19 protein-coding genes and 1 pseudogene are annotated in these 23,238 nt (G+C 61.0%); 8 read left to right on the top strand and 12 right to left on the bottom strand.

All coding sequences use genetic code 11. The annotated features are described in order from the left end of the window. Window positions 1-143: 143 nt before the first annotated feature. The 12 genes from tssH to ON753_RS11190 all read right to left on the bottom strand — a co-directional run bounded on the left by tssH (window position 144) and on the right by ON753_RS11190 (window position 12,356). Window positions 144-2,372: a type VI secretion system ATPase TssH gene (tssH, locus tag ON753_RS11245; protein ID WP_265967130.1), complete on the bottom strand. Its 2,229-nt coding sequence runs from the start codon at window positions 2,370-2,372 to the stop codon at window positions 144-146. Further along, a complete protein-coding gene (locus ON753_RS11240; protein WP_265962601.1) occupies window positions 2,270-2,956 on the bottom strand; it encodes a Clp protease N-terminal domain-containing protein in 687 nt (228 codons plus the stop codon). Before ON753_RS11240 ends, tssH begins: the two co-directional genes overlap by 103 nt. Window positions 2,957-2,981: 25 nt before the next feature. Further along, a complete protein-coding gene (gene tssG, locus ON753_RS11235) occupies window positions 2,982-3,950 on the bottom strand; it encodes a type VI secretion system baseplate subunit TssG (RefSeq protein WP_265967129.1) in 969 nt (322 codons plus the stop codon). Further along, window positions 3,929-4,564, bottom strand: coding sequence for a hypothetical protein (locus ON753_RS11230; protein WP_265962600.1), 636 nt, complete (start codon window positions 4,562-4,564; stop codon window positions 3,929-3,931). Before ON753_RS11230 ends, tssG begins: the two co-directional genes overlap by 22 nt. Next, window positions 4,561-5,049 carry a type VI secretion system baseplate subunit TssF gene (locus ON753_RS11225; RefSeq protein ID WP_265962599.1) on the bottom strand — a complete coding sequence of 163 codons (489 nt, stop codon included), beginning with the start codon at window positions 5,047-5,049 and terminating at the stop codon, window positions 4,561-4,563. Before ON753_RS11225 ends, ON753_RS11230 begins: the two co-directional genes overlap by 4 nt. Further along, the gene (tssF, locus tag ON753_RS11220) at window positions 5,006-6,559 is read right to left on the bottom strand and encodes a type VI secretion system baseplate subunit TssF (RefSeq protein ID WP_265962598.1); all 1,554 of its coding nucleotides are present in this window, start codon (window positions 6,557-6,559) and stop codon (window positions 5,006-5,008) included. The genes ON753_RS11225 and tssF overlap by 44 nt, the downstream gene beginning before the upstream one ends. Further along, window positions 6,556-7,107 carry a type VI secretion system baseplate subunit TssE gene (gene tssE, locus ON753_RS11215; RefSeq protein WP_265962597.1) on the bottom strand — a complete coding sequence of 184 codons (552 nt, stop codon included), beginning with the start codon at window positions 7,105-7,107 and terminating at the stop codon, window positions 6,556-6,558. Before tssE ends, tssF begins: the two co-directional genes overlap by 4 nt. A gap of 152 nt (window positions 7,108-7,259) precedes the next feature. Continuing rightward, window positions 7,260-7,745 (bottom strand): Hcp family type VI secretion system effector, encoded by a 486-nt coding sequence (locus ON753_RS11210; RefSeq protein ID WP_265962596.1) that lies wholly within the window; start codon window positions 7,743-7,745, stop codon window positions 7,260-7,262. Window positions 7,746-7,952: 207 nt separating this feature from the next. Then, entirely contained in the window at window positions 7,953-9,476 is a 1,524-nt protein-coding gene (gene tssC, locus ON753_RS11205) for a type VI secretion system contractile sheath large subunit (protein ID WP_265962595.1), read from the bottom strand. Continuing rightward, the gene (gene tssB, locus ON753_RS11200; RefSeq protein WP_265962594.1) at window positions 9,477-10,031 is read right to left on the bottom strand and encodes a type VI secretion system contractile sheath small subunit; all 555 of its coding nucleotides are present in this window, start codon (window positions 10,029-10,031) and stop codon (window positions 9,477-9,479) included. A 291-nt stretch (window positions 10,032-10,322) separates the two neighbouring features. After that, the gene (locus ON753_RS11195; RefSeq protein ID WP_265962593.1) at window positions 10,323-11,588 is read right to left on the bottom strand and encodes a type VI secretion system protein TssA; all 1,266 of its coding nucleotides are present in this window, start codon (window positions 11,586-11,588) and stop codon (window positions 10,323-10,325) included. 87 nt (window positions 11,589-11,675) lie between these two features. Beyond that, window positions 11,676-12,356 (bottom strand): OmpA family protein, encoded by a 681-nt coding sequence (locus tag ON753_RS11190; protein WP_265962591.1) that lies wholly within the window; start codon window positions 12,354-12,356, stop codon window positions 11,676-11,678. 332 nt (window positions 12,357-12,688) lie between these two features. Here ON753_RS11190 and ON753_RS11185 point away from each other — a divergent pair. The 8 genes and pseudogenes from ON753_RS11185 to ON753_RS11150 all read left to right on the top strand — a co-directional run. Next, a pseudogene (locus tag ON753_RS11185) lies at window positions 12,689-13,771 on the top strand (type VI secretion system Vgr family protein); the annotation flags it as partial. After that, window positions 13,711-14,574, top strand: a complete 864-nt coding sequence (locus tag ON753_RS11180; protein WP_265967128.1) for a type VI secretion system Vgr family protein — start codon at window positions 13,711-13,713, stop codon at window positions 14,572-14,574. The pseudogene ON753_RS11185 and the gene ON753_RS11180, both read left to right, overlap by 61 nt. Window positions 14,575-14,619: 45 nt before the next feature. Continuing rightward, on the top strand, window positions 14,620-15,216 hold the full coding sequence (locus ON753_RS11175; RefSeq protein ID WP_265962590.1) for a DUF6931 family protein: 597 nt from the start codon (window positions 14,620-14,622) through the stop codon (window positions 15,214-15,216). A gap of 22 nt (window positions 15,217-15,238) precedes the next feature. Next, window positions 15,239-16,984 carry a type VI secretion system-associated FHA domain protein TagH gene (gene tagH / locus ON753_RS11170; protein WP_265962589.1) on the top strand — a complete coding sequence of 582 codons (1,746 nt, stop codon included), beginning with the start codon at window positions 15,239-15,241 and terminating at the stop codon, window positions 16,982-16,984. Window positions 16,985-17,041: 57 nt separating this feature from the next. Continuing rightward, entirely contained in the window at window positions 17,042-18,376 is a 1,335-nt protein-coding gene (gene tssK / locus ON753_RS11165) for a type VI secretion system baseplate subunit TssK (RefSeq protein ID WP_265962588.1), read from the top strand. After that, window positions 18,376-19,977 (top strand): type IVB secretion system protein IcmH/DotU, encoded by a 1,602-nt coding sequence (gene icmH, locus ON753_RS11160; RefSeq protein WP_265962587.1) that lies wholly within the window; start codon window positions 18,376-18,378, stop codon window positions 19,975-19,977. The genes tssK and icmH overlap by 1 nt, the downstream gene beginning before the upstream one ends. Window positions 19,978-20,015: 38 nt before the next feature. Continuing rightward, window positions 20,016-22,649: a type VI secretion system membrane subunit TssM gene (gene tssM, locus ON753_RS11155; RefSeq protein ID WP_265962586.1), complete on the top strand. Its 2,634-nt coding sequence runs from the start codon at window positions 20,016-20,018 to the stop codon at window positions 22,647-22,649. Next, window positions 22,549-23,223, top strand: a complete 675-nt coding sequence (locus ON753_RS11150) for a hypothetical protein (RefSeq protein ID WP_265962585.1) — start codon at window positions 22,549-22,551, stop codon at window positions 23,221-23,223. Before tssM ends, ON753_RS11150 begins: the two co-directional genes overlap by 101 nt. The last annotated feature ends 15 nt before the right edge of the window (window positions 23,224-23,238 follow it).

Genomic DNA, 23,238 nt, shown 5'->3' with positions numbered 1-23,238 from the left:
GCGTCCGCCTCAGCGCGGCAGCATCAGCCTACCATCCCGTTTGTCGCTTCATCAGCAACACCGGGATCCGGTAGACCCGCCCCAAGACATCCCGGACAATGCCGCGCCGCCATGCCGGCGGCGCGGAATTTTCTCAGGTCCGCCTACGCGGCGGTCTGAATTTCAATTCCCGTCTCGCCGGCCGTCAGCGTGACCTTGGACAGATCCTCGCCATTCATTTGCGCCGTCAGGAAAGCCCGGGAGAGTTTGGGCAGCAGATCGTTGGTCAGGATGTTGTCGATCATGCGCCCGCCGCTGTCCGGGTCGCGGCAGAGCGAAACGATGTGCGTGACGACATCTTCGCCATAGGCAAGCTCCGCGTCCCTGTTTTCCTTGACCCGCTTGACGATCCTGTTGAGCTGCAGGCGGACGATAAAGCCGAGCATCGACGGCGACAGCGGGTAATACGGAATGGTGACGATTCGGCCGAGCAGAGCCGGCGGAAACACGTCGAGCAATGCCGGGCGCAGGGCTTCGCCCAGTTTTTCCGGATCCGGGGCGTTCGGGTCGGCCGCGGCCTGGGCCGGATCGTCGGAGACCGGCGCGTCCAGCATGTGGCTGGCGGCATGCATGATGATATCCGTGCCCACATTGGAAGTCAGCAGGATCAAGGTATTGCGGAAATCGATCTTGCGGCCCATGCCGTCTTCCATCCAGCCTTTGTCGAACACCTGGAAGAAGATTTCGTGGACATCCGGATGGGCTTTTTCCACCTCGTCCAGCAGCACGACCGAGTAGGGCTTGCGCCGGACGGCCTCCGTCAGCCGTCCGCCTTCGCCGTAGCCGACATAGCCCGGGGGGGCGCCCTTGAGACCCGAGACGGAATGAGCCTCCTGGAACTCGGACATGTTGATGGTGATCAGGCTGTCTTCGCCGCCATAGAGTGTTTCGGCCAGTGCGAGGGCAGTTTCGGTCTTGCCGACCCCGGACGGTCCGCACAACATGAAGACACCGATCGGCTTGTCCGGATTGCCGAGCTGGGCGCGGCTGGTCTCGATGCGCTTGGCGATCATGCCGAGGCCGTGCGCCTGGCCGATGACACGCTTGTTGAGGCTGTCCGTGAGGTTGAGGATCGTCTGCATTTCGTCCTGCACCATCCGGCCGATCGGAATTCCGGTCCAGTCGGAAATGATGCTGGCGACCGCCTCGTCATCCACATAAGCGTAGACCATGCGCTCGTCCTCGGGGATGGCGGACAGTTCAGCCCGCTTTTCGCCCAGGGCGGTGCGGATCGCCTCTTCGTCTTCCAGGTCGATATCGAGATCCAGTTCGATCTCGTCGATCCCGACCAGGGCCGAGCCTTCATGCTCGGGATCCTCGATGTCCGCGCTTTCCGGATGGGGCGCCGGCTCGCCGCCCCGCAGCCGGCTAAGGGCAGAGTTGAGCCTGCGGATTTCCGCGACGAGCTTGCGTTCGCGTTCCCAGTCCGCGCGCACGGTTTCAATCGCGGTTTCAGTTTCCTCAAGGGCTGCATCGAGCGCCGCGAGCTGCTCCTCATGTTCCATGCCGAGTTCGGTATCGTTGGAAAGAGCCAGCCTTTCCGCTTCCAGGAAGCCCTTTTTCGCAATGAGGTCGGAAAGCTTTGCCGGATAGGCGGCCTGCGAGATGTTCACCCGCGCCGAGGCCGTGTCGAGCACGCTGACGGCCTTGTCGGGCAACTGGCGGGCGGGGATATAGCGGTGGGAAAGCGACACGGCCGCCTTCACGGCGCTGTCGAGAATGCGGACCTGGTGGTGCTCTTCCATGGGGCCGAGAAGACCGCGCACCATGGCAAAGCATTTCTCCTCGTCCGGCTCGTCCACCTGCACCGGCTGGAAGCGGCGGGTCAGCGCCGGGTCCTTCTCGAAATGCTGACGGTATTCCGACCATGTGGTGGCCGCGACCGTGCGCAGCGTGCCGCGTGCAAGGGCCGGTTTCAGAAGGTTCGCCGCATCGCCGGTCCCGGCTGCGCCACCGGCGCCGATCAGGGTGTGGGCTTCGTCGATGAAGAGGATCGTCGGCACGATGGAGGCGTGAACCGCGTCGATCACGGCGCGCAGCCGCTTTTCGAATTCACCCTTCATCGAGGCGCCTGCCTGAAGGAGGCCGAGATCGAGGGCGCACAGACGCGTGCCGAGAAGGGCAGGCGGAACGTCGCCGGACACGATCTTCTGTGCAAAGCCTTCCACGATGGCCGTCTTGCCGACACCGGCTTCCCCGGTAAGGATCGGGTTGTTCTGGCGCCTGCGCATCAGGACGTCGATGACCTGGCGGATTTCGTCGTCCCGGCCGACGATCGGATCGAACTCCTCGGCCCTTGCGCGGGCGGTGAAGTCGACCGTGAACTGGGCCAGCGCATCCTCGCCGGCGCCGCTCCCGACGGCTGCCTCCGAACTTCCCCCTTGGCGCCGGCCGGCGCGGCGGCTTTCGGGCCGGATCCGTCAACGGGACGTGCCCCGGCTTCGCCGGAAGTTCCGGCAATCTTGTCCAGGTCGCGAACGATAATATCGCGGTTGAGCTTGTCGAGCGCGGAGGAATAGCTGCGCAGCTGGCGCGCGGTCGTCCGCTCGCCCAGCATGGCAATCAGCACATAGGCGGAGCGGATCTTGTAGTCGCCATACCGCAGGGTACCCTCAAACCAGGCGCGCTCCAGCGCTTCCTGGAACGGGGCGGCCATGGAGGGCAGTTCCGTCTGATTGATCTTGAGCTCGGAGATCGCCTTCTGCAGGTCGGTATGGACCTCTGCCACATCGATGCCGAAATGGCGCAAGACGTGGACGAAATCGGTGTTTTCGTCGCGCGCCAGATAGTAGAGCCACTGCAGGATCTCCAGATTCCGGTGCCCGGAGCTCTTGGTCAGCCGCATCGCCCTTTCCAGGCACTCGTAGCTCACCGTAGTGAGCTTGTTGGCAACTGTTTCAACCAGAATGTCACTCATGGTGTCGGCCTTTCAGACTTGAGACCTATTGATAGACGGTCGTGTGGCGGCGCACGGGGCGGAAGCGGGTATCGGTCAGCATTACCTCGTCCTCATCCCCGGCTTCGGTATCTTCGTCGTCGATACTCGCCGTTTTCAGCCAGCCGATATGACCGAGCGTGGCGGAGTTGTTCCGGTCCATGTGGACCGCGGAAGCACAGCGTGCGGGGAGGGCGAGTTCGATTTCATACTCGATCTCCAGACCCAGGTAGAAGTCGATGAGGTCAAAGAGCTTCTCGGTCCACGGATTGGGCTTCGTCCGGGTGGGCGGCAGAAACTTGCGGTATTCGTCCAGCGAGCGGGTGAAGATACGGATGCGGATCTTGTCGCTGACGCTGTAGACCTTGGCTCCGACGATCGTGTCGAGACCGAGCTGGCCGGCGCCTCCGGGGCCGAGCGTGCCGAGGCTGAGCTGGTCGTCCTTGTCCAGATGCAGCCAGTTCCCGACGCATTGGTCGATTTCCACCTTGACACCGAACACTCCGGCGATCAGCGATTGCAACCGGGCCGCGCTCTTTGCCTTCGGCGACATCAACCCGCCGTAAAGCAGCTTCAGCCTGTCATCGATCCGGTCGAGGTCGCGGTAGATCGGCGAGCCAATGCCGATGGCCGAGCCAAGATAGGTCAGGAACCGGTCGTCATCCGGGCGGTCATGCTGAACGATGGGGCGTGCATCGGCCCAGGCACGGAAGAAAAGCTGGATGAAGCGGTTGTTGAAGAGATCGAGGAAGCGGGGAAAGCTGTCCTCGCCGCGAAGCCCCCACATGATGGCTTCGTCCGTGTAAGCCGACGGCAAGGCGCCCTGAGGCCCGAGAAGGCCGAGAAACCGTTCCAGCAGCACCAGGTCGCCGCGGCGGTCGCGTGTGGCGCGTTCTATCGTCGATCCTGCAAATTCGGCTGAAGGATCCTGCCCGAAACGCACGATGTCTTCCATCAGCCGGCGGCTCTTGCCAATGCGCGGCGGAGCCGGCTCGTCGGGTTTTTCGGCCCGGCAACGCCTGACGGTACAGCGCCGGGCGCCGTCTGCCCTTCCAGCATGCGCAACACGGACAGGAGGTCATGACCGCCCGGGTGCGTCTCGAGCCGGGCGCTCAGCGCCGCCAGGAGCGAGGCATATTGCTGCTGGACGGGAACCTCGATCCTCTGCTCGGCGGGCGGCACATGCCCGCCGTCCGGATCTTCTGTCGCAGGTTCGGTTGAACTCGGCGCGTCATCCTCTTCCAACTGTACTGGTGGCGCCGGCTCTCCTTCGTCAGGCGAAGCCTTGTCCTCGACGGGGGCGTCGTCAGAGGCCTCATCAGAGGTTGGAGACTGCGATTGTATCGTGTGCGATTCGGTCGCCTCGCCGGGGGGCGTCTCGTCGGAAGTCGGGGAGGCGTCGGGGGCAGACTCCGGCCACGGATCGGCGGCGCCCGATGCCTCGTCTTTGCCTTCAGAGCCGCTTGCGTCCTGCGCCGGCCGGACAGCCGTCTTCGAACCGGCAAACCGCAGGACGGTCTTGTCCCGCGCGGACCCGCGTTCGGGCGTGCCCGATTGAACCGTTTCGTCGCTGTCGTCTGCGCGGCTCATATAACCCCTTTGGCGCCGATCCTTGGCGGCCACTTCATGATGGTTCCCCGTTCGGTGGTGGCGATCACGCACTGGGTGAAATGATTGATCGAGGCATATTCGGCCAGGAACCGGTCCAGAACCGCTCCCATCAGGAAGGCGCTTGCGCCCTCGAAGGCCTTGTCGTCGAGCGTGATGGTGATCTCCAGGCCACGGGCAACGCCTGTGCCGGATTTCTGCTGAAGCCTTCGCACCACCGGACGGGTCGACACGGAGCGGACGGCCTGCGCCTGCCGGTCGGCCGTATTGTCGGACAGCGGGGCAAAGACGCTCAGGATATCCCGGAACGAGCCGCCGTCCCTGCCGGCAGCGTCATGAAGCAGCCCGGTGTGATTGAGGGCCAGGATATTGATCAGCCGCCAGGCAATCGCCCCTGTGTGACCCTCCTCGCCGAGCCTTTCGTTATAGGAAAGAAGCGGCGCTCTCGGCGAAGTCGGGCCGGCCACGCAATCGACCTTGAGGCCGATGTCCTCGAGAATGCGGAAATCGCCGATATCGGACGAGATCCGAATTGCTGCCGACCGGAAGATCGGCCGCCACCGCCCGGTTGGATGCCATCACTTTGAGGGAAAGTTCGGCAAGCTGCTTGTCGCCGCTCTGCAGCAGTGCGGCCGCGTGAGCGCCGCTTGAAATCGAGATGAAGGTTTCCGTACCGACATACGGGCTGGGCTGCATGCGCCGCACTTCGGAAGATGACTGGCGGCGGGGCAGGCGGCGAACCGTGTAGAACCACTCATGGCCGGCCTTTTCCGTGTCCGGGGCTACGCTGTAGAGCGGCTCGACGGACCGTTTTTCCCCGCCGGAGAAATGCGCGTTGACCTCCGTAACGGAGTGGACTTCGTAGTCGATCGGGCGGGTGCGGTCGGTGATGACGGCAAATTCATGTTGCCCCTTCTTGATCGGCACCCTGTCGGTCTGGCGTTCGAACAGGTTGACGGCCGGAGCGGCATGCAGGGCGAAGATCTTCGCTTCCACATGAGAGGGCAAACGGGGTTCGGCCTCATCGAAGACGAAAATCAGCTCGAAGGACTTTGCCTTGACCTGGTCGAGATAGCGACGCAGACCCGTAAGGCGCAGGCCGAGAAAGCTGCGGGGGAAATTGAAATAGTCCCGCAGGTAGTCGAAGCCCATGAACATCCTGCGGTCATTGCGCAAGAGGGCGTCTTCCTCATCGAAGCCAAGCTGCTCGATGGCGCTTACAGGCATTCTTTGCAGCGAAGACTGGCCGTATGCATCTTCGGTCCGGAGGTAGAGAGCGATGGTGTGGCCAAAGATCTGCTCATAGACCTTCGCGGCCAGTTCAATCGGGCCGATCAGCCGGATGGGCAACTCGTTGATCCGGCAGCCCGCCACCTGGTATTCCGGTTTCTTGAGTGCCTCCTTGGCGGAGACTTCGTTCTCCGGGTCTTCGGCCATTCGATGGGTGAGCGTGATCGACAGACCGGCTCTTGCGCGCCGGTCCTCGGCCATTTCAGCACCAAGGCCGGAAATCTGCGCGGCCGAACTCAGATACCGCGCTCCGGTGAGCTCCAGGGGCGTCATGACGATCGGGGCGGCAAGCGTGAACCTGCAGCGCACTTCTCCCCGCCGTTCGCGGAAAACGGCCTCCATGGGCGCGTGCCGGCTTATCTTGATGCCGTTGCGCAGGTTGGCATCGCCGTATTTGGGCGTGACGCGGGCAAGCACCATGGAGGGAATGGGCGCGAGGGCGGACGGATAGAGTTGCTCGAACAGGTTGGACGTGAACTCGGAAAACTCGTGCTTCATCTTGAGCTGGACGCGCGCCGCCAGAAAGGCCGCGCCTTCCAGAAGGCCGGACAGCATAGGGTCCGACCGGTCTTCCAGCAGTCCGCCCAGGCGCTCGGCCACGCCCGGATAGGCGTCGGCAAATGCCGCGCCCTGTTCCCGCAAGTAGGTCAGCTCCTGATTGTAAAGGTCCAGAAATTCCCGGTTCATGCAGTCGCCCCGATAATCTTGATCCTGCCATATGCCGGATCGACGTCGGCAATGAATTCGCTTCCGACCCGTACCGGATCACAGCGGATCTCGGCCTTGATCACAAACCGCACCTTGAAGGTGTCGCTGTCGGTGTTGTCATCTCTGGTCACCTGGAGTGTACGCGGATCCATTCGCGGTTCGAAGCGAACGAGCGCCTCGCGGATGTCGTCGGCGAGGCTGTCGATCCGGGCCGTATCGACCACATGCACGGAAAGATCCGGCAGACCGTAATTGAGAACGGACGTGGCCACTTCGGGGAAATCGGACAGATCCTGAGCCGAATTCAGGTTCACCGTGTTCAGAAGGGACTGAAGGTCGCGGCGAACCTCAGCGAGAAGCGCGTGTTCTGAGAGGCCATAGGCACGGGAAAGCCGGCGTCCGGACTTGAGTTTCTGCCCGTCCTTCAATTCGTTCTGGCGAGCCCGGGCAGCCTTGTAGTCCGGATCGTCCACGGCCCGGAAAGCCCACATGAGCGGGGAGTGCATCTTCATAGTTGATTTAGCCATTGGCTATGCCCACGCTGACTGCCGCCTCATGATCGATTTGCACTGGTTCCCGGCGGGGGCGGGCCGGTCCTTGCTGCCCGCGTCGCCAGGTTGTCCATGGAAAAGCATTGGCTGCCGCGTTGGAACGCGGCAGCCATTCACGCAAAAAGGCGTTATTTCTTTTCGTTCGCCGCGATGTCCCAGGCGAACTCCGGAGCCGCGCCTTTGGAGCCGTCCGGCTTCTGTTCGGTGTAGATGTACTTGTACTCACCGAAGTTCAGCGTGCAGCTTTCCGTGATGCGGTCGTCGGAACCGCTGCCGCCGGTCGAAAGGTTGGTGACGATAATGTCCTTCATTTCGATCTTGATGTATTCCAGCGGGGAGTCTCCGGCGGCCTTGCGGACCAGCAGGGTCCCTTTGGCGATATGTTTGCCGGTAGACAGGTGCTGAAGCAGAACCGGGGTCGATTTGTCGACAAACTTGGTGATGCTCAGGTCCTGAAAATGCGCCTTGCCTGAGCCGGAACCGCCGCCCATGTGGGTGGTGCCGGACTGGGATGCACCCCAGGACCAGGACAGGACGTCAATCTTGTCCTTGTGCGTTTTGTCCTGAGCTTCACCCTTGATGCCCTCAAGTTCCAGATAAACATCGACAGCCATTTCAATAGATCCTTTTGGTTGCTGACGGCCAGGACCTCTTGCCTGGCACGGTCTCTACTATCTCTAAACAACTACCTCGGACCTCGCGGTCCAAACCCCTGGACGCGACTGCGTCTTGTTTGTACCTCCGCCCGGAATTGCCGGGCTGCATCCGTTCGGGATGCCTGCCTGGCGGGCGGACTGCCGCCCGCCAGGCAATTCGTGAAATCAGTTTCCGTCCTGCGGAATGCGGGAGGCAAGGCTCATGCCGATATCCATGCCTTCCAGCTGGTAATGCGGACGGAGGAAGAACTGGGCCCGGTAATAGCCGGGGTTTTCCTCGTCGGGGACAATGGTGACCTTGGCTTCCCGAAGCGGCTTGCGCGCCTTGGTTTCCTCGGTCGAGTTGTCCGGATCGCCGTCCACATAGTCCATGATCCAGTCGTTCAGCCACCGCTGCAGCTGCGCCGTTTCCTTGGTCGAACCGATCTTGTTGCGCACCATCACTTTCAGGTAATGGGCAAACCGGGTGACCGCGAACATGTAGGGCAGGCGGGCCGACAGGTTGTCGGATGCGGTTGCATCCTTGCCGTCCGGTCCGGAGAACTGCCTCGGCTTGAAGACGGATTGCGCGCCAAGGAAAGCGGCCTGGTCCGTGTTCTTGCGGTGGATCAGCGGGATCAGGCCCAGACGGGAGATTTCGTGCTCCCGGCGGTCGGAGATGGCAATCTCTGCAGGGCATTTCTGATCGACGCCGCCATCATCGGTCTCAAACACGTGGGTCGGCAGATTCTCGACCAACCCGCCGCTTTCAACGCCGCGGATCCGCACCGTCCAGCCGTATTCCTTGTAGGCCCGATTGATGTTTGCGGCCATGGCATAGGCGGAGTTCATCCAGCCGTATTTGTCGTGGCTGTTATCGCCGAATTCCTCTTCGAAGGCGAATTCCTCGACCGGGTCCGACTTGGCGCCATAGGGCTGGCGGGCGAGCACGCGCGGCAGGGTCAGGCCCAGATAGCGTGCATCTTCGGATTCCCGCAAGGTCCGCCACTGTGCATGGATCTCCGTGTCGAAGATCTTGGACAGATCGCGCTTGGCCGGAAGCTCCGTCCAGCTCTCCATCTGCATCAGCTGCGGATCGGCAGCTGCCAGGAACGGCGCATGTGATGCCGCCGAGATTTTCGCCATGCCGCGCAGAATGGTGATGTCCTGCGGGTCATAGGAGAACTCGTAATCACCGACCAGACAGCCGTAAGGCTGGCCGCCAAGCTGGCCGAATTCAGCTTCGTAGATCTGCTTGAACAGCGGGCTCTGATCCCACTTGGCGCCGCGATAGCTCTTGAAGACGCCGGCAAGTTCGCTCTTCGAAATGTTGAGGAACTGCAGCTTCAGCGAAGCATCGGTTTCCGACTGGTGGACCAGGTAGTCCAGACCGCGCCAGGCGCTTTCCAGCTTCTGGAACTCCGGGGCATGGATGATCTCGTTCACCTGTGCCGTCAGCTTTTCGTCAAGCTTCGCGATCATCTCGTCGATCGTGTCGTACACGTCGTCCTTGATGAGCGCCTGGTCGGACAATGCTTCCGCCAGGAACGTGGACATGGCACTGTCAACCAACTGGTTGGCCGTATCGTTTTCGCTCTTGATGCGAAAGTTCTGTTTCAGGATCGAGGCGAATTCCTCAGGGCTCCGTTCCCCCGTCACTTCGCCGGCTGGTGCGCCACTTGTTTGAGCGCTTGTATCCGTGTTGGTCATTTACGCCTCCTCCGTACCGCTGCCTTTGTCCGCGCCGCCATCGGGCTGCGCTTTTTCGGCTTCGATTTGCTGCGCAAGGGCCTGCATCAAGGCCGGATCCCGGGTCAGCTCCTCAAGCTGGCTGATGGCCTGAACGCGTCCGTCCATCATTGTCCGCAGAGCTGCGAGACTGCGGCGTGCATCAAGAAGTTTCTTCAGGGCCGGAACCTGTTCGGCCACCTTGCCCGGTGTGAAATCGTCCATGCTCTTGAAACGGAGCTGGACACTCATCTTGGTGTTTTCCTCGCCGGACAGTTTGTCCTTCACGTTGAACGAAGTGCCAGGCTGGATGGCTTCCATTCGCTTGCTGAAGTTGTCCATGTCGATATCGAGGAGCTTGCGCTCGTCGATGTCCGGCTTTTCGGCGCCGGGACTGTCGCCCGAAAGGTCTGCCATAATGCCCATGACGAAGGGCAGCTCGACTTTCTGCTCCGCGTCGAACGGGTCCTCGTAGAAAATGTGAACACGAGGAGGTCTGTTACGTTTGATGAAGCTTTGCCCGCTATTCGATGCCATTGTACTTGCCTTTCACTATCATGACTTTGGTGAAGTCAAGGTCAAATTTGATAATATGATCATGCAGAGCGACTTGTGTTTGCGTTTGTTTTCGTTCTGCGTTTTGTCTCGTTGGTGTCTATTTAACTGGATTGCCCGGATTGGAAAGTGATCACAGTCACAAGATCGCCGCTTTAGTATTTTTCTTAAGAAATATCTTGGATCGGAATATTGAGGACCCGTTGGCTTCCCGTGTCAAGAAAGAAGCGCGGAAACGCTAGGGAACGGGTCGAGATCGAATCTGTCTCCCTGTCAATCATCTTCGGGGCGCAGGAAAAGGTTGAGCAGCCCCGTGAAGGAACCTGAACTCATATTCTGAGCTTCTTCCAGCAGAAGAGGTATCGGGCTGGTCGGCTCATTGGCGGAATAGTAGCCCTTGACTGCGGCGATTCCCTTCATGGCGTCGCTCCGGTTCTCAATCACCATAACCGCAAAGCCATCGATATCACCAAGCTCGGGGTCGGTGCCTTCATTGAGATCGACGAGCCTGTTGTTGGACAGTTGCAGTCCGCTCGTGCCAAGGATCAGCGACACGTCGTCGAATCTGCTTGGCATGAGGATCTTCAAGGCGTCCAGGTAAGATTTTCCGACGAGGCCACGCGCTTCACGCACGAGAAACAGGGCCGGGTGCGACGGTTCGCGGGTGGCGAAATAATCTTCGACGGCATCCAGAATAAGTTTCGCCTGAGCCGAATTCTTGATGTCGGATTGCGAAGCGGCTCCATTGGCAGAGGCATCGGCGCCTTCCTCTGCGCCGCCCTCTTCGGGGACCGCTCCTTCCGCTTCGTCGGTGAGGCGCCCGAGACGGATATTCAGTTCTCTGCCCATATCCCTGACGAGCGTCGTGAGCACTTCATAGTTCGGCGGAGCGGCCTTGGCGCCGTTTTCCTTCAGCTTCTCGCTGCAAATGCGGGAAATTTCCTGCAGTTCGTCGGGCAGCTCGGCGAGGTCCGTCAGGATTTCGTTGATGAGTTCCGGCTCCAGCTCGCCGGATGTCAGCGCAGCTTCGATGGCGCCCAGGGAAATCGTGTGCTCGTCCGGGCGCGCCGTGGCTTCGCCCGCGGCGATCTGGATTGCGCGGTAGCTTATGGGGCCGCTTCTGCGCGTTTTGAACAGCGGTGCAGCTTCAAGCGGCAGGATGACGGTTGGACGGTTGTTGAGTGATTCGAGGGCGCCGACGCGTTCCATATGGCCGAAATCGGCATCGGCCGGATGAACCTCGTTCCAGTGGTTCTCCAGGAGCCTGCGGATGATTCGTACAGAATTTGCAAATATATGAAGCTGGCCGTTCAGAAGGCCGAGCTGGGCGAGAAGCACGAGCAGTCTCAGGTCTCTCGACTGCTTCAGGAAACCGTCCATCTGCTTGAACAGATCGGTGAAATCGACTTCGGTCCGGTCAAACTCGCTGAAACGCTCCGGCAGCAGTTCCTCGCACGAGATCCATGAGCGCGGCGAAGGCGGGTTCCGTATCGTAAAGATCAGGCCCGCAGCCTCCGCCGGGCGACACCTCCGTGCCATAGATGTCCGGATCAAAATTCATACCAGCCCCCAGCCCGGCTTGGGCCAGCCGGCTTGCCACCGGCTGGCGAATACCTGCGTAACCGCTTATTCGAAAACCAGCTTGCTTTCCACGCGGCGGTTAGCCGGATCGTTTATGTCGGCGACCATCGGTCTGGTTTTGCCGTAGCCGACGGTCTTCAGGCGGTCCCGGCCGACGCCGAGCGACACGAGATACTCGGTCACGGCCTTGGCCCGGTCTTCCGAAAGGCGCTGGTTATAGGTCGCCGATCCGACGCCGTCTGTGTGTCCCTCGATGACGAAGGTGGCGCCTTCAAGGTCCGGCACGTCGATGCCCTTTGCAAATTCCTGCAGGTTGGCCTTGGCTGTCGGGCTGAGGCGGGCGGAAGCATATTCGAAGGAGACCAGCAGGTCGAAACCTTCATCGATTGCCTTGGTTTCCGGATCGACCACCAGCGTATCCGCGGTCTTCTCGGTTTTGACGCCCACCTGGCCGTCGCTGCCACTGGCCGCTTCGGGATTGCATTCGTCCCTTGTGCCGATGCACAGTGCCCGGGTTGCGCCTGTGGTTTTCAGGGAGCGGGTCTTCAGCTGTTTGAAATGCTTGCTGACTTCGTCGGCCGAATAGGTGGCATCCTGTGCCGATGCTGCCTGATAGCCGGCGCTGATGCCGGTAAGCGAAAGCGAAAGTGCTGCCGCCATCAGAAGGCGGGCAGGCGCGAAATGACGGGATTTGGTCCGGTCAAATAGGATGGTCTGTGAGGTCACGATTTCAGTCCTCCCTTGTGGAGTGTTCAATGGGTTGCCGCAACGGGTTCGAAATGCATCGTGCCATATCTGCAAAAAATTAATGTGGCGAATGTCACTAAACTTCGCTTTGATACCAGTATGTCGTATCGTCACCAAGAAGCAAGGGAATAGGGTGGGGCATGACGTTGCTGGCACGGTTAAGAATCTACAAACGATAGCGCCGAATTTTGTGGTCAGCTGCGTAATGCGGATCCCAATTTGCCGTAGGCTTTGGGGGAGGCGTTCAAAGCAATTGCAACAACTGTGTTATTGAGCACATATTTTTTGCCGGAAACGACATAGGAGACTGAATGAATGGCAGTTCATGCGCTGCCAAAGTCAGGAACCGCAGTATTTCCGAGGAGAACTTCGTGGCCCAAGGTCAACTCAAACAAGCAAACCGGATGGCCGAACTGACTTCGGTCTTCGGGAAGGATGAGCTCTCCGTTGTCACTGTCGAGTGTGACGAAGGACTGAGCGAGGATTTCGAGATCCGGCTGGAGGTCGTGAGCCAACAGGAAGACCTGGATTTCGACAAGGCGATTGCCACTCATATGACCGTCAAGGTGGTCACCAACAATGGTGACACCCGTTATTTTGACGGCCTCCTGACGGATGCGAAGTGGCTTGGTCACCAGGGCGCTTATTACGTTTACAGGCTGACCATGCGCCCCTGGTTCTGGCTGCTGACCAAGAACTCCAATTGCCGGATTTTCAAGGACAAATCGGCTCCGGACATCATCTCCCAGGTGCTGGGCGAGCATGACTTCGCCGATTTTCGCAACAAGCTGACCGAAAGCTATGATCCGATCCACTATTGCGTTCAGTACCGGGAATCGGATTACGACTTCTGCTGCCGGCTGATGGAAGAGTTCGGGATTTCCTATTGCTTCGAGCACCAGGACGGCAAGCACACAATGATCCTGGCCGACGCCAAGTCTTCCTATACTCCGATCACCGGCAATTCGACGATACCGTTCATTCCCCTGGGCGGCGATAGCCAGCGGGACGAGGAGCACCTCTCTCACTGGGTACCGAGCCGGAAATTCAGGACGGGAAAGTTCGCGTATAACGATTATGACTTCGAGAAGCCGAGTGCATCGCTCGAAGCCGAAAAGGATGCCGGTTCCAAATACAGGGCCGGTTCTCTTGAAAACTACGACTATCCGGGCCGCTACGTCGAGAAGGACAAGGGCACGAAATTCAGCGACATCCGGTTGCAGGCGGAACAGGCCGAGGACAAGCGCATCGAAACGTCGGGTGAAGTTCCCCGCATCTATGCAGGCGGGCTGTTCACCCTGAAGGACCACCCACACGGACCGCAAAACAAGGAATATCTTGTTGTCCGTGCAAGCCACCGGCTCATCACCGAACAGTACAGAAGCGGCAGCGCGGGGCCTCAGGGGAGGCCTATACCGGAACCTATGATGTACTGTCGACCGACATTCCCTTCAGGACGCCGGCATCGACCCGCAAGCCCCGCATTCCGGGCCCTCAGACTGCAAAGGTGGTCGGGCAAGGCGAAATCGATGTGGACGAGTACGGTCAGATCATGGTCGAATTCCACTGGGACCGTGACAAGACCCAATCCAGGCGCGTGCGTGTGGCTCAGGTGTGGTCTGGCAAAAAATGGGGCGGTATCTACATCCCGCGCGTCGGTCAGGAAGTGATCGTCCAGTTCCTGGAAGGAGATCCGGACAATCCAATTGTTATCGGAACCGTGTATAATGCGGAAAACATGCCGCCCTACAGCTTGCCGGGTGAGAAAAACAAGGCTGGGATAAAGTCCGACTCCACGACGGGCGGCGGCGGCTACAACGAGTTTGTTCTGGACGATACAAAAGGCCAGGAAGAAATCGGCGTACACGCTCAAAAGGACATGAATACGGTTATCGAAAACGACGAGACGCTGCATGTCAAAAACAACCGTGATACCAAGATCGACGTGAACCGCACCGAAAAGGTCGGCAAGAACGTGACCGAAGACATCGGCATGGTCTGGAAGGTGAAGGCCGGCACGATGATCCAATTCGAATGTGGTGCCAGCAAGATCACCATGACACCGGCTTCCATCAAGATCGAGTCGACGATTATCGATGTTGCGGCAACGGGTACACTATCCGCCAAGGGCACCATGACCAGTGTCACCGGCAATGCGATATTGACGCTGAAAGGCGGCCTCGTACTGATCAATTGATACCCGTGTCTGACAACGCGGTATCGGACCAACGGAGTGGAGCTGATGGGATCGCGTATCCGCTTTACCAAGGCCAAACAGGTTTTTGAAACCTATCCTGAACTGTCCGAGACGGTCAGCGAACCGTCCTCTGACGTCACGCCGGAAGACTATGCTCTGGAGCTTCAGGACGGCGATGCCCCGCTAACGGCGCTTGCCTATTTCGCTCATATGCTGCCCAAGCGCGAAGCGGTATGGTGGGGAGTGAAATGCGTTGTCGGCCTCCAGGGGGCCCGGAGCGAGACGGACCGCCGGATCCTGGCTCTCAGCGAAACCTGGGTGCGTGAAGGTGACGAAGATGCCCGTGCAGCGGTCCGCGCTGCCGCTGAAGCGGAAAAAGCCGACAGTGCGGCCGTTTGGCTCGGCCTGGCGGCCGGCTGGTCGGGTGGGTCGCTGTCGCCCAATCCGGATTACCGTGTGGAAATGCCGGACGATTTGACCGCGAAAGCGGTAAATACCGCGGTCGTGATTGCGCTCGGCAATGTGGAAGCAGGCAAACGGCAGGAAGCGCTGAAGTCGTGCCTGTCCGCTGGTCTGTCCTTCGCCGCAGGGGGCGCGATGCCCATTGTGACCGTGAAAGGGCAGGCTCCGGCCTTGCCGTAAGTTTGTTGGGGGACTTGCTGGAATGCGAATTACGCTGCAGATCGAGAATGTCGATCGGCTCGAGACCGGTGGCCAGGTATCTTATAGCTGTGCCGACCGCGGCTTCGATATCGGCCGGCATGAGCATCTCGACTGGAGCCTGCCCGATCCGCACCGGGTCGTGTCCGGCAAGCATTGCGAAGTGCGTTTTGAAGGCGGGCAGTTTGTCCTCTATGACATCTCCACCAACGGCACCTTCTTGAATGGCAGCCCCAACCGCATGGACCAGGCCCATGTGCTGCGGTCCGGCGACCGGCTGATGATCGGCGACTATGTCATCTCGGTCGCACTGGAGGCGGGAGAGAGTGTCGGGAGTGGAATGGGCGGGTTGTCCTCGGGGGCGATGTCTTCTTCCGGCAGCGCGCCATGGCAAACGCCGCAGCCGGTGGCCCCGGCCACACCCGAACCTTCGTGGCCTGCCGCCCCGCCGTCACAGCAACAATCACCTTATCCGCATCACGAACCGGGCGGTCCGTGGGCGACCCCGTCGTCGGGCATGGAAGGACGTCATGCGCCGCCCTCGTCGGCCCCGGGTGTCGGAACTCCGGCGGACGACGTCTGGAGCCAGCAAGGGCACGGCTGGGGAAGCGCCGATCCGTCTCTCTATGACCCGAATGCGCAATATCCCGACCGCGAAGCCGGCAGGCCGTCTCAGGCCGATCCGATGGACCACCTGGCGGTCCAGCCCGATCTGGAACGCCGGGAAGAACCGGCCGCGCCTGCCTACGCACCGCAGGACCAGGGGCCGGCATCGCCATTTTCACAATCATCGGGCGAGCCTGGACAGGAGCAACCGCTGTTTGGCATGCCTGATCTTGGACCGTCAGGGGAGGCGGCACCTGGCGCCGAAGCGCCCTGGGCGGAGGCCGGGCCACCGGTGCAGGAGGAAAAATCGCCGTTTCCCGATGCGTCACCACCAGCGCAACCGGCCCCATCGCAACCAGCCCCGGTGCAGCCCACACCTGCGGAGCCGGTTCAGGCCGCCAGCCAGCCCGGACCGGCGTCTCCGGCAGAAGCCCCGCCTTCCGCAGCGTCTTCCGGCTTCGCGCAGGAAACACCACCACCGCCCGCCACCCAGCCCGACGTCGCAGCTCAGTCACCGGCGACCAGCATCGATTTCATCAAGGCGTTTGCGGCGGGAGCAGGCATCCCGGAGAATGTTCTGGCTGATCGCGATCAGGAGGAATTTGCTCGTGAGCTCGGTACGATCCTCCAAGGTATCACAGGTGATCTGATGGGCCTCTTGCAGGCGCGCAGCCAGGTGAAGGCGATGACGCGCAATGCCAACCGGACATTGATCAGCCGGAGCGGCAACAACGCGCTGAAATTCTCGCCGACCCCGCAAATGGCTTTGCAGACGATGCTTTCGCAAAGCGCGGAAGCCAACGGCTATCTGCCGATCGACAAGGCCATGCGCAATGCGTTCAAGGACATCCAGAAGCATCACGTGTGGACCTATGCGGCGATGCAGAAGGCAGCCGCGCGATTTGATGAGACGCTTTCTCCGAAAGCGATAGAACGCGAAGGGCAGGGGGCAAAGAGCACGTTCGGCAACCAGAAGGCCAAAAACTGGGACCGGCTGCAGGAACGCTGGACTTCCCTGTCCGGGGCTTATGACGACGGGCTTGTCGGTGTTTTCACCCAATACTTTACCGAAAGCTACGAGGAATTGACCGGAGAAGATCCGGAGATGGGCTCCGGGGCCGGCAATTCCGGGCGCATTGATTGAAACGTTTTGAGATTTGACGGGCGCGCGAGCGCTTACGAGTAAGGGAGCAGTGCCTTAATGTCGTGGTATAGCAAGGTTGCATGGACCGAGGGCCTGTTTTTGCGGCCGCATCACCTCCAGCAAAGCGACCGCTATCTGGAGCACCTGCTGGATGAAAGGGTAAGGCTTGCCTCTCCCTATCCCTGGGGCTTTGCCGATTTCGCGATCGACAAGGATGTCGGTCAGCAATGCCGCTTCGCACTGCGCCACGGCCGCGGCATCTTTCCCGATGGCACCGTGTTCAACTTCCCCGCGGACGGCACGCCGCCTCCGGCGATCGACGTTCCGGAAGATGCTGCGGGCCAGATCGTCTGGCTGGGCATTCCCGAGACCACCGTCAATGCGGTTGAGGTGGCCAACGGGCGCGACGATGCGGCCACGCGCTATCTTCAGGGCCGCGAGACGATCATCGATTCGACCTCTTCGATCCGGCAGGAGGAGGAAATCGACGTCGCCCATCCGCGCCTCATGTACTCGATCCGCTCGACGCCGCATCCCGGGCATGTATGTCTGCCGGTTGCCCGCATCACGGAGATCAAGGACCGGATCGTCATCACGGACGGCACTTTCGCACCGCCGGTTCTGGCCTGCCATGTGCACCCGGTGGTGACCGGCTGGATCGACTCCGTCATCGGCTGGGTGGAGCGCAAGCTCAGTGAATTGGCGCGCTATGCGGCGGACACATCGGCCGGCGGCGGCCTGCAGAATTTCGATTACCTGACCTTGCAGTTGCTCAACCGCACCCATCCGCTGCTGATGCACCTGCGCAAATCCGCTTATGTGCATCCCGAACGGGTCTATTCGGAATTTCTGCAGCTGGCCGGCGAACTGGCGACCTTCGCGACCGATGAACGCCGGGCGCGGAACTATCCGGTGTACGACCACGACAAGCTGCACGACATCTTCAAACCCTTGTTGGCAGACATCCAGGCTTTCCTGTCCGCAGGCTACGACCGGCGGGCGATCCGGCTGCCGCTGGAGCAGCTTGCTCCGAACGCTTTCAAATCGACGATTGTCGATCGCAACCTGTTCTCCCAGGCCAGCTTCGTGATCGAAGTTGCCGCCCGCAGGCCGCTGACGGAGATCCAGACGGAGTTTCCGCGCCTCTTCAAGGTCGGGCCGTTCAGCCAGATGCGCCAGATCGTCTATTCCAACCTGCCGGGCATTCCTCTGATCCACATGCCTGTCCCGCCGGCACAGATCCGTGCCTTGACGGATCGCGTCTATTTCAGGCTCGACAAGACGACGCCGCTCTGGCGCGAGTTCAGCCAGGATTCGGCGATCGGTCTGCAGTTTTCCGGCAACTGGCCGGATCTGCAGCTTGAATTCTATGCTATCCGGGAGGGCCGCTGATGGCCGAAAATGACGATCCCTTTGGCGTCTCCAAGCGCAAGGGCAAAACGATCGTCCGGCCAAATCCGGGCGGCCGTTGGAGCGAAACGCAGCCTGGCGGAGCGCCGCAACAGCCTGCCTATCCTCCCGCGCCGCCCCATGCTGCGCCCGGACAGGCGCCCCAGCCATCGCGCCCGGCCAGCGCGCCGGATCCGTGGCAGAGCGGAAGCGGGTCGGGCCAAGACCCCTATGCTCCCACGCCGGCGGGATATGAGTACGGCCAGCAGGAGGCGCCGGACCTGCGAAGGCCGCCGCCTGCCTACCAGTCGGCGCCACCGCCACAGCAAGCGGCTCCGGGCCCCCAGGCGTCTACGCCTCGAGGGACGGGACAGCTGGCGCAGACGCCGGACATCAACCAGATCCGCGTGGCCAACCGGAATCCGATTTCCCGCGCGGCCGCCCCGCTCCTGCTGCTTCTGGGCCGGTTGCACCTGACGATGACCGCCGAGCAGTTCGATGCATTGATGCGGGACGTCTACAATTCCATCAAGACCTTCGAGAAGGAGCTGCGCAACGCCGGCATTACCGACGACCAGATCCGCTCGGCCGCCTATGCGCTTTGCGCCACATCCGACGATATCGTCCAGAACCTTCCCACGGCCGGCCGGCATCAGTGGACGCAGTATTCCATGCTGACCCAGTTCTTCGGACAGGCAACCGGCGGCGTCGAGTTTTTCCAGCTGCTGGAAAAGGCGAAGCAGGACCCCGGCCGGAACTATGGCGTTCTCGAAGTCATGCATGCCTGCCTGTCGCTCGGCTTCTACGGCAAGTACCGCGCCATCCAGGGCGGGCAGCAGGGGCTGGAGCGGGAGCGCCGGGACCTGCACGAGATCCTGAGGCGGGTTCGCCCGCGTCCGGGAGATGATCTTTCCCCGCATTGGCGCGGACTGGAGCTGTCTCAGAAGCGCACGGGCTTTTCCGTTCCCATCTGGTCCGTTGCCGCGGTTGCGGGCGCCTTGCTGCTTGGCGGCTACGTCACGCTGATGCTGCTGCTTTCAAGCGGCAGCGAGGTGATTGCCAGCCGTGCCGCGGCTCTTTACCCGACCGGACCGGTCGAATTGGCGCGCGAGGGGTATCAGCCGAAACCGCCCCCGGCACCGCCACAGCCGGACAACGCGCCCATCGACCAGGTCACCGCACAGCTGGCCGGGCTGGAAGGCCTGGAAATTTCGCAGGCTGGTCCCGCGATCATGTTGCGCATGCGCGCCCAGTTCGACGTCGCCGCGGCAACCCTGCGGCCGGAGTTCCAGCTTCTGGTGGAACAGGTTGCGCAGACGCTTGACGAGGTGGGCGGCGAGATCCTCGTGGTCGGCCACACGGACAGCGACCCGATCCGCAACAACCCGCGCTTCCCGACCAACTGGCACCTGTCGGTTGAAAGGGCGAAGTCGGTGGCCGGTGTCATGCAGTCGATCCTGCGCGAACCCGACCGGGTCGAGGTGGAAGGGCGCGGAGCGGATGAGCCGATCGCGCCAAACACGAGCCGGGAAGGCAAGGCGCTGAACCGCCGGGTGGAAGTCTTTCTGAAGCCGGCGTCCGAAGGGCTGGTGATTAACAACTAGGGTCAACTCCGGGGCAACCGCAGTACAAGGCTTTATCTATGAAATTCTGGCTCGGAATAACGGCAATCGCGATAGGCATTCTTGCCCTGATCGCTCTGATCTGGTTTGGCGGCCCCTTCCTGGCGATTGCCGGCGTGCGTCCGTTCGAGCCGCTCTGGGTGCGATTGCTCCTGGCGTTGTTTTTCCTCCTGACCATCGGTGGCTGGCAGGTCTACCGCATATACAAGCGCGTCGCTGCAAACCGTGCGCTCGAGCGGGAAATCATGCAGCCGAAGGCCAGCGATGAGGATCTTCAGATCATGTCGGAGCGCATGAAAGACGCGCTCAAGACACTGAAGTCCGCCAGCGGCAACACGCGCACCTATCTTTACGATCTTCCCTGGTATCTGATGATCGGCCCGCCGGGTGCGGGCAAGACCACGGCTCTGATGCACTCGGGCCTGAAATTCGCCAATTCCCGCGGCAAGGGCGAAGCGCAGAAGATTGAAGGCCTCGGCGGTACGCGCTACTGCGACTGGTGGTTTGCGGAAAATGCCGTCCTGATCGATACGGCCGGACGCTACACGACGCATGATTCAGATGCCGAACAGGACCGGGAAGCCTGGCTGGGTTTCCTGAAGATCCTGCGCAAGGCCCGGCCGCGCCAGCCGGTCAACGGGGTGATGGTGTCGATCAGCCTGGAAGACCTGATGACGCTGTCGGACGCGGACCTGAAACTGCACACCGACGCGATCAGGGCCCGCCTGATCGAACTCTACAAAACCCTGAAGATCGATTTCCCGGTCTATGTCATCTTCACCAAGGCGGACACCGTCGCCGGGTTCATGGAATTCTTCGGCTCCTATCCGGAAAGCCGGCGCAATCTTGTCTGGGGCGCGACGTTCCAGACCCGCGAGAAGACCAAGAACATGGTCGCCGAGGCGCCCGCCGAGTTCGACCTCCTCGTTGAGCGTCTCAACGAGGAGATGGCGGACCGGCTGCAGGAAGAACCGGACCCGCGTGCCCGGTTGATGCTCTACGGCTTTCCGACCCAGGTCGCGGCCCTCAGGAGCCGGATCACCGGCTTTCTGAACGCGGTCTTCGAGCCGAGCCGCTATTATCCCAACGCCGTCCTGCGCGGCTTCTATTTCACCTCCGGCACGCAGACCGGAACCGCCATCGACCGGGTGATCGGCTCCATGAGCCAGGCCTTCGGCACCGCCTATCAGGCGGCCGCGCTGTCAGGCCAGGGCAAGAGCTATTTCCTCAGGGACCTTTTGAACAAGGTGATCATAGGGGAAGCCGGTTGGGTCACGCACAACCGACAGGTCGTCAGGATGGCCACGGCCGCGCGCATGGGAGCCTATGCCGCCATTGCGCTCGTTGCCATTGGCCTCGGCAGTTTGTGGACGATCAGCTATCTCAACAACAGGGCCCTGATCGACGAAACGGCCAAAGCCGTCGCGGCTGTCAGCGCCGAGGGCGAGGGTGTCCTGGATCAGCGGATCGTACGCGATGACAGCCTGCGCGATGCAGCTTACATCCTGTCGCTGCTGAGGGGCTTGCCGGCCGGATATGACAGCCGCAACAACCCGACTCCGCTGACCGAGCAATTCGGTCTCAGCCAGCGCGAACGCCTGGAAGCCGCGGGTGTCACGTCCTATCGCAGCGGACTGGAGCGCCTGCTTCGACCGCGCCTGCTTCTCAGGATCGAGGAGCAGATGACAGACGTGCTTGACAACCGGACGGGACCGGGTGGCCAGGATATCGATACGCTGTACAATCTTGCCAAGCTCTACCGCATGGTTGCGGGTGACGCGCCGGAGATCGACAAGGATCAGATCAAGAATTCCTTCAGGGCGGACTTCCTGCAGAGCTTCCCCGGCCCACAGGGCGAAATTCTGCGCAACGAGCTGAACAATCACATCGAGGCGATGCTCGATCTCGACTTCGGCGGCAACGTGCTGACCAGTCAGCTCGACGGCGTTCTGGTTGCCGAGGTCCAGCGGGAGCTCGCCAGGGTCAGTGTCGCCGAACGGGGATACGCCCTTCTGAAATCCCGGTCGAAAGGTCTCGCGAGTGAAAACTGGATCGCGGAACAGCGGGGCGGTCCGGATATGGAGACTGTCTTCGAGACAGTGAACGGCGACACGCTCGACACCGTGACCGTCGACAAGTTCTTCACGTATTCGGGCTTCCACCTGTCCGTTCTACCCAATCTTGCCGGCATCCGGGAGGAGCTTGAGCGTGACAAATGGGTCTTTGGCGAGATTGCCGAAGCCGACGCGATCACGGATCAGTACCAGTCGCTGCCCTCGGAAATCCTTGAACTTTACACCCGCGATTTCATCGAGGCCTGGGAGGAGGCGCTCTCAAACCTCAAGTTCCGGTCCATGCGCGACGACAAGCCGCTTTACACGACATTGCAGGCGGTCTCCGCACCGACTTCGCCGGTCGTCCAGCTTCTGGAAAGCATTCGCCGCGAAACGCTCCTGACGCAGGATCTGACCAGCGACCAGCTGTCCGATTCAGTGTCCTCGGGCAACGCACAGGATGCGGGCTCGGATGCGGCCCAGAAGGTCTTCCAGCGCTATGTGCTGGATCTCGTCGGGCGGCCTGAAACGTATCGGTCTGGAGGCAGGTCTCAAGGCGCTGGCGCCGGACGGTCTTTCGGGAGCGCTCGGAAGCGCTGACAGCGGTGGCCCGCAGGTCGTTCCCGGCAAGGCCATCGAGGACCATTTCCGGCCCTATCACGTGCTTGTTGAGGGGGAAAACAATCGCAAGATCGACGCGCTTCTGGTCAATTTCAAGAACATTCTCGACAACTTGCTGGTGGTTGCCAACAACCCGCTGCAGAGCGAAACGGCAAATTCCAATGTTCAGATCCAGGCATCGCTCCTCCGGAGCAACGCGACACGGTTTCCCAATCCGTTCGACGATCTGATCCTGCAGGCGGCGAAGGAGTTTGACGAGGAGTACAAGGAAACGTCGATCACGCAGCTCAACGAGAAGCTGAAATCGCAGGTGGTCGGTGAATGCCAGCGGATCGTCGCGCGCAACTACCCGTTCGCGAACGGCCGTTCGGAAGTGCCGATGACGGAATTCGCCAAGCTGTTTTCACCCAGCGGAATCATGCAGCGGTTTTTTGACGAAAATCTCAAGGCTCTCGTCGATACGTCCACGAAGCCCTGGAGCTGGAAGCCGGGGTCGCGCAGTCCGACCGTCTGTCGAATGCCACCCTGCGTCAGTTCGAAAGAGCCGATCTGATCAGACAGGCCTTTT

Origin of the sequence: Roseibium salinum (assembly GCF_026240905.1) — a bacterium.
GTDB classification, from domain to species: domain Bacteria; phylum Pseudomonadota; class Alphaproteobacteria; order Rhizobiales; family Stappiaceae; genus Roseibium; species Roseibium salinum.
The sequence above is the reverse complement of the archived record's forward strand: the minus strand, read 5'-3'. Positions and strand labels throughout refer to the sequence as shown.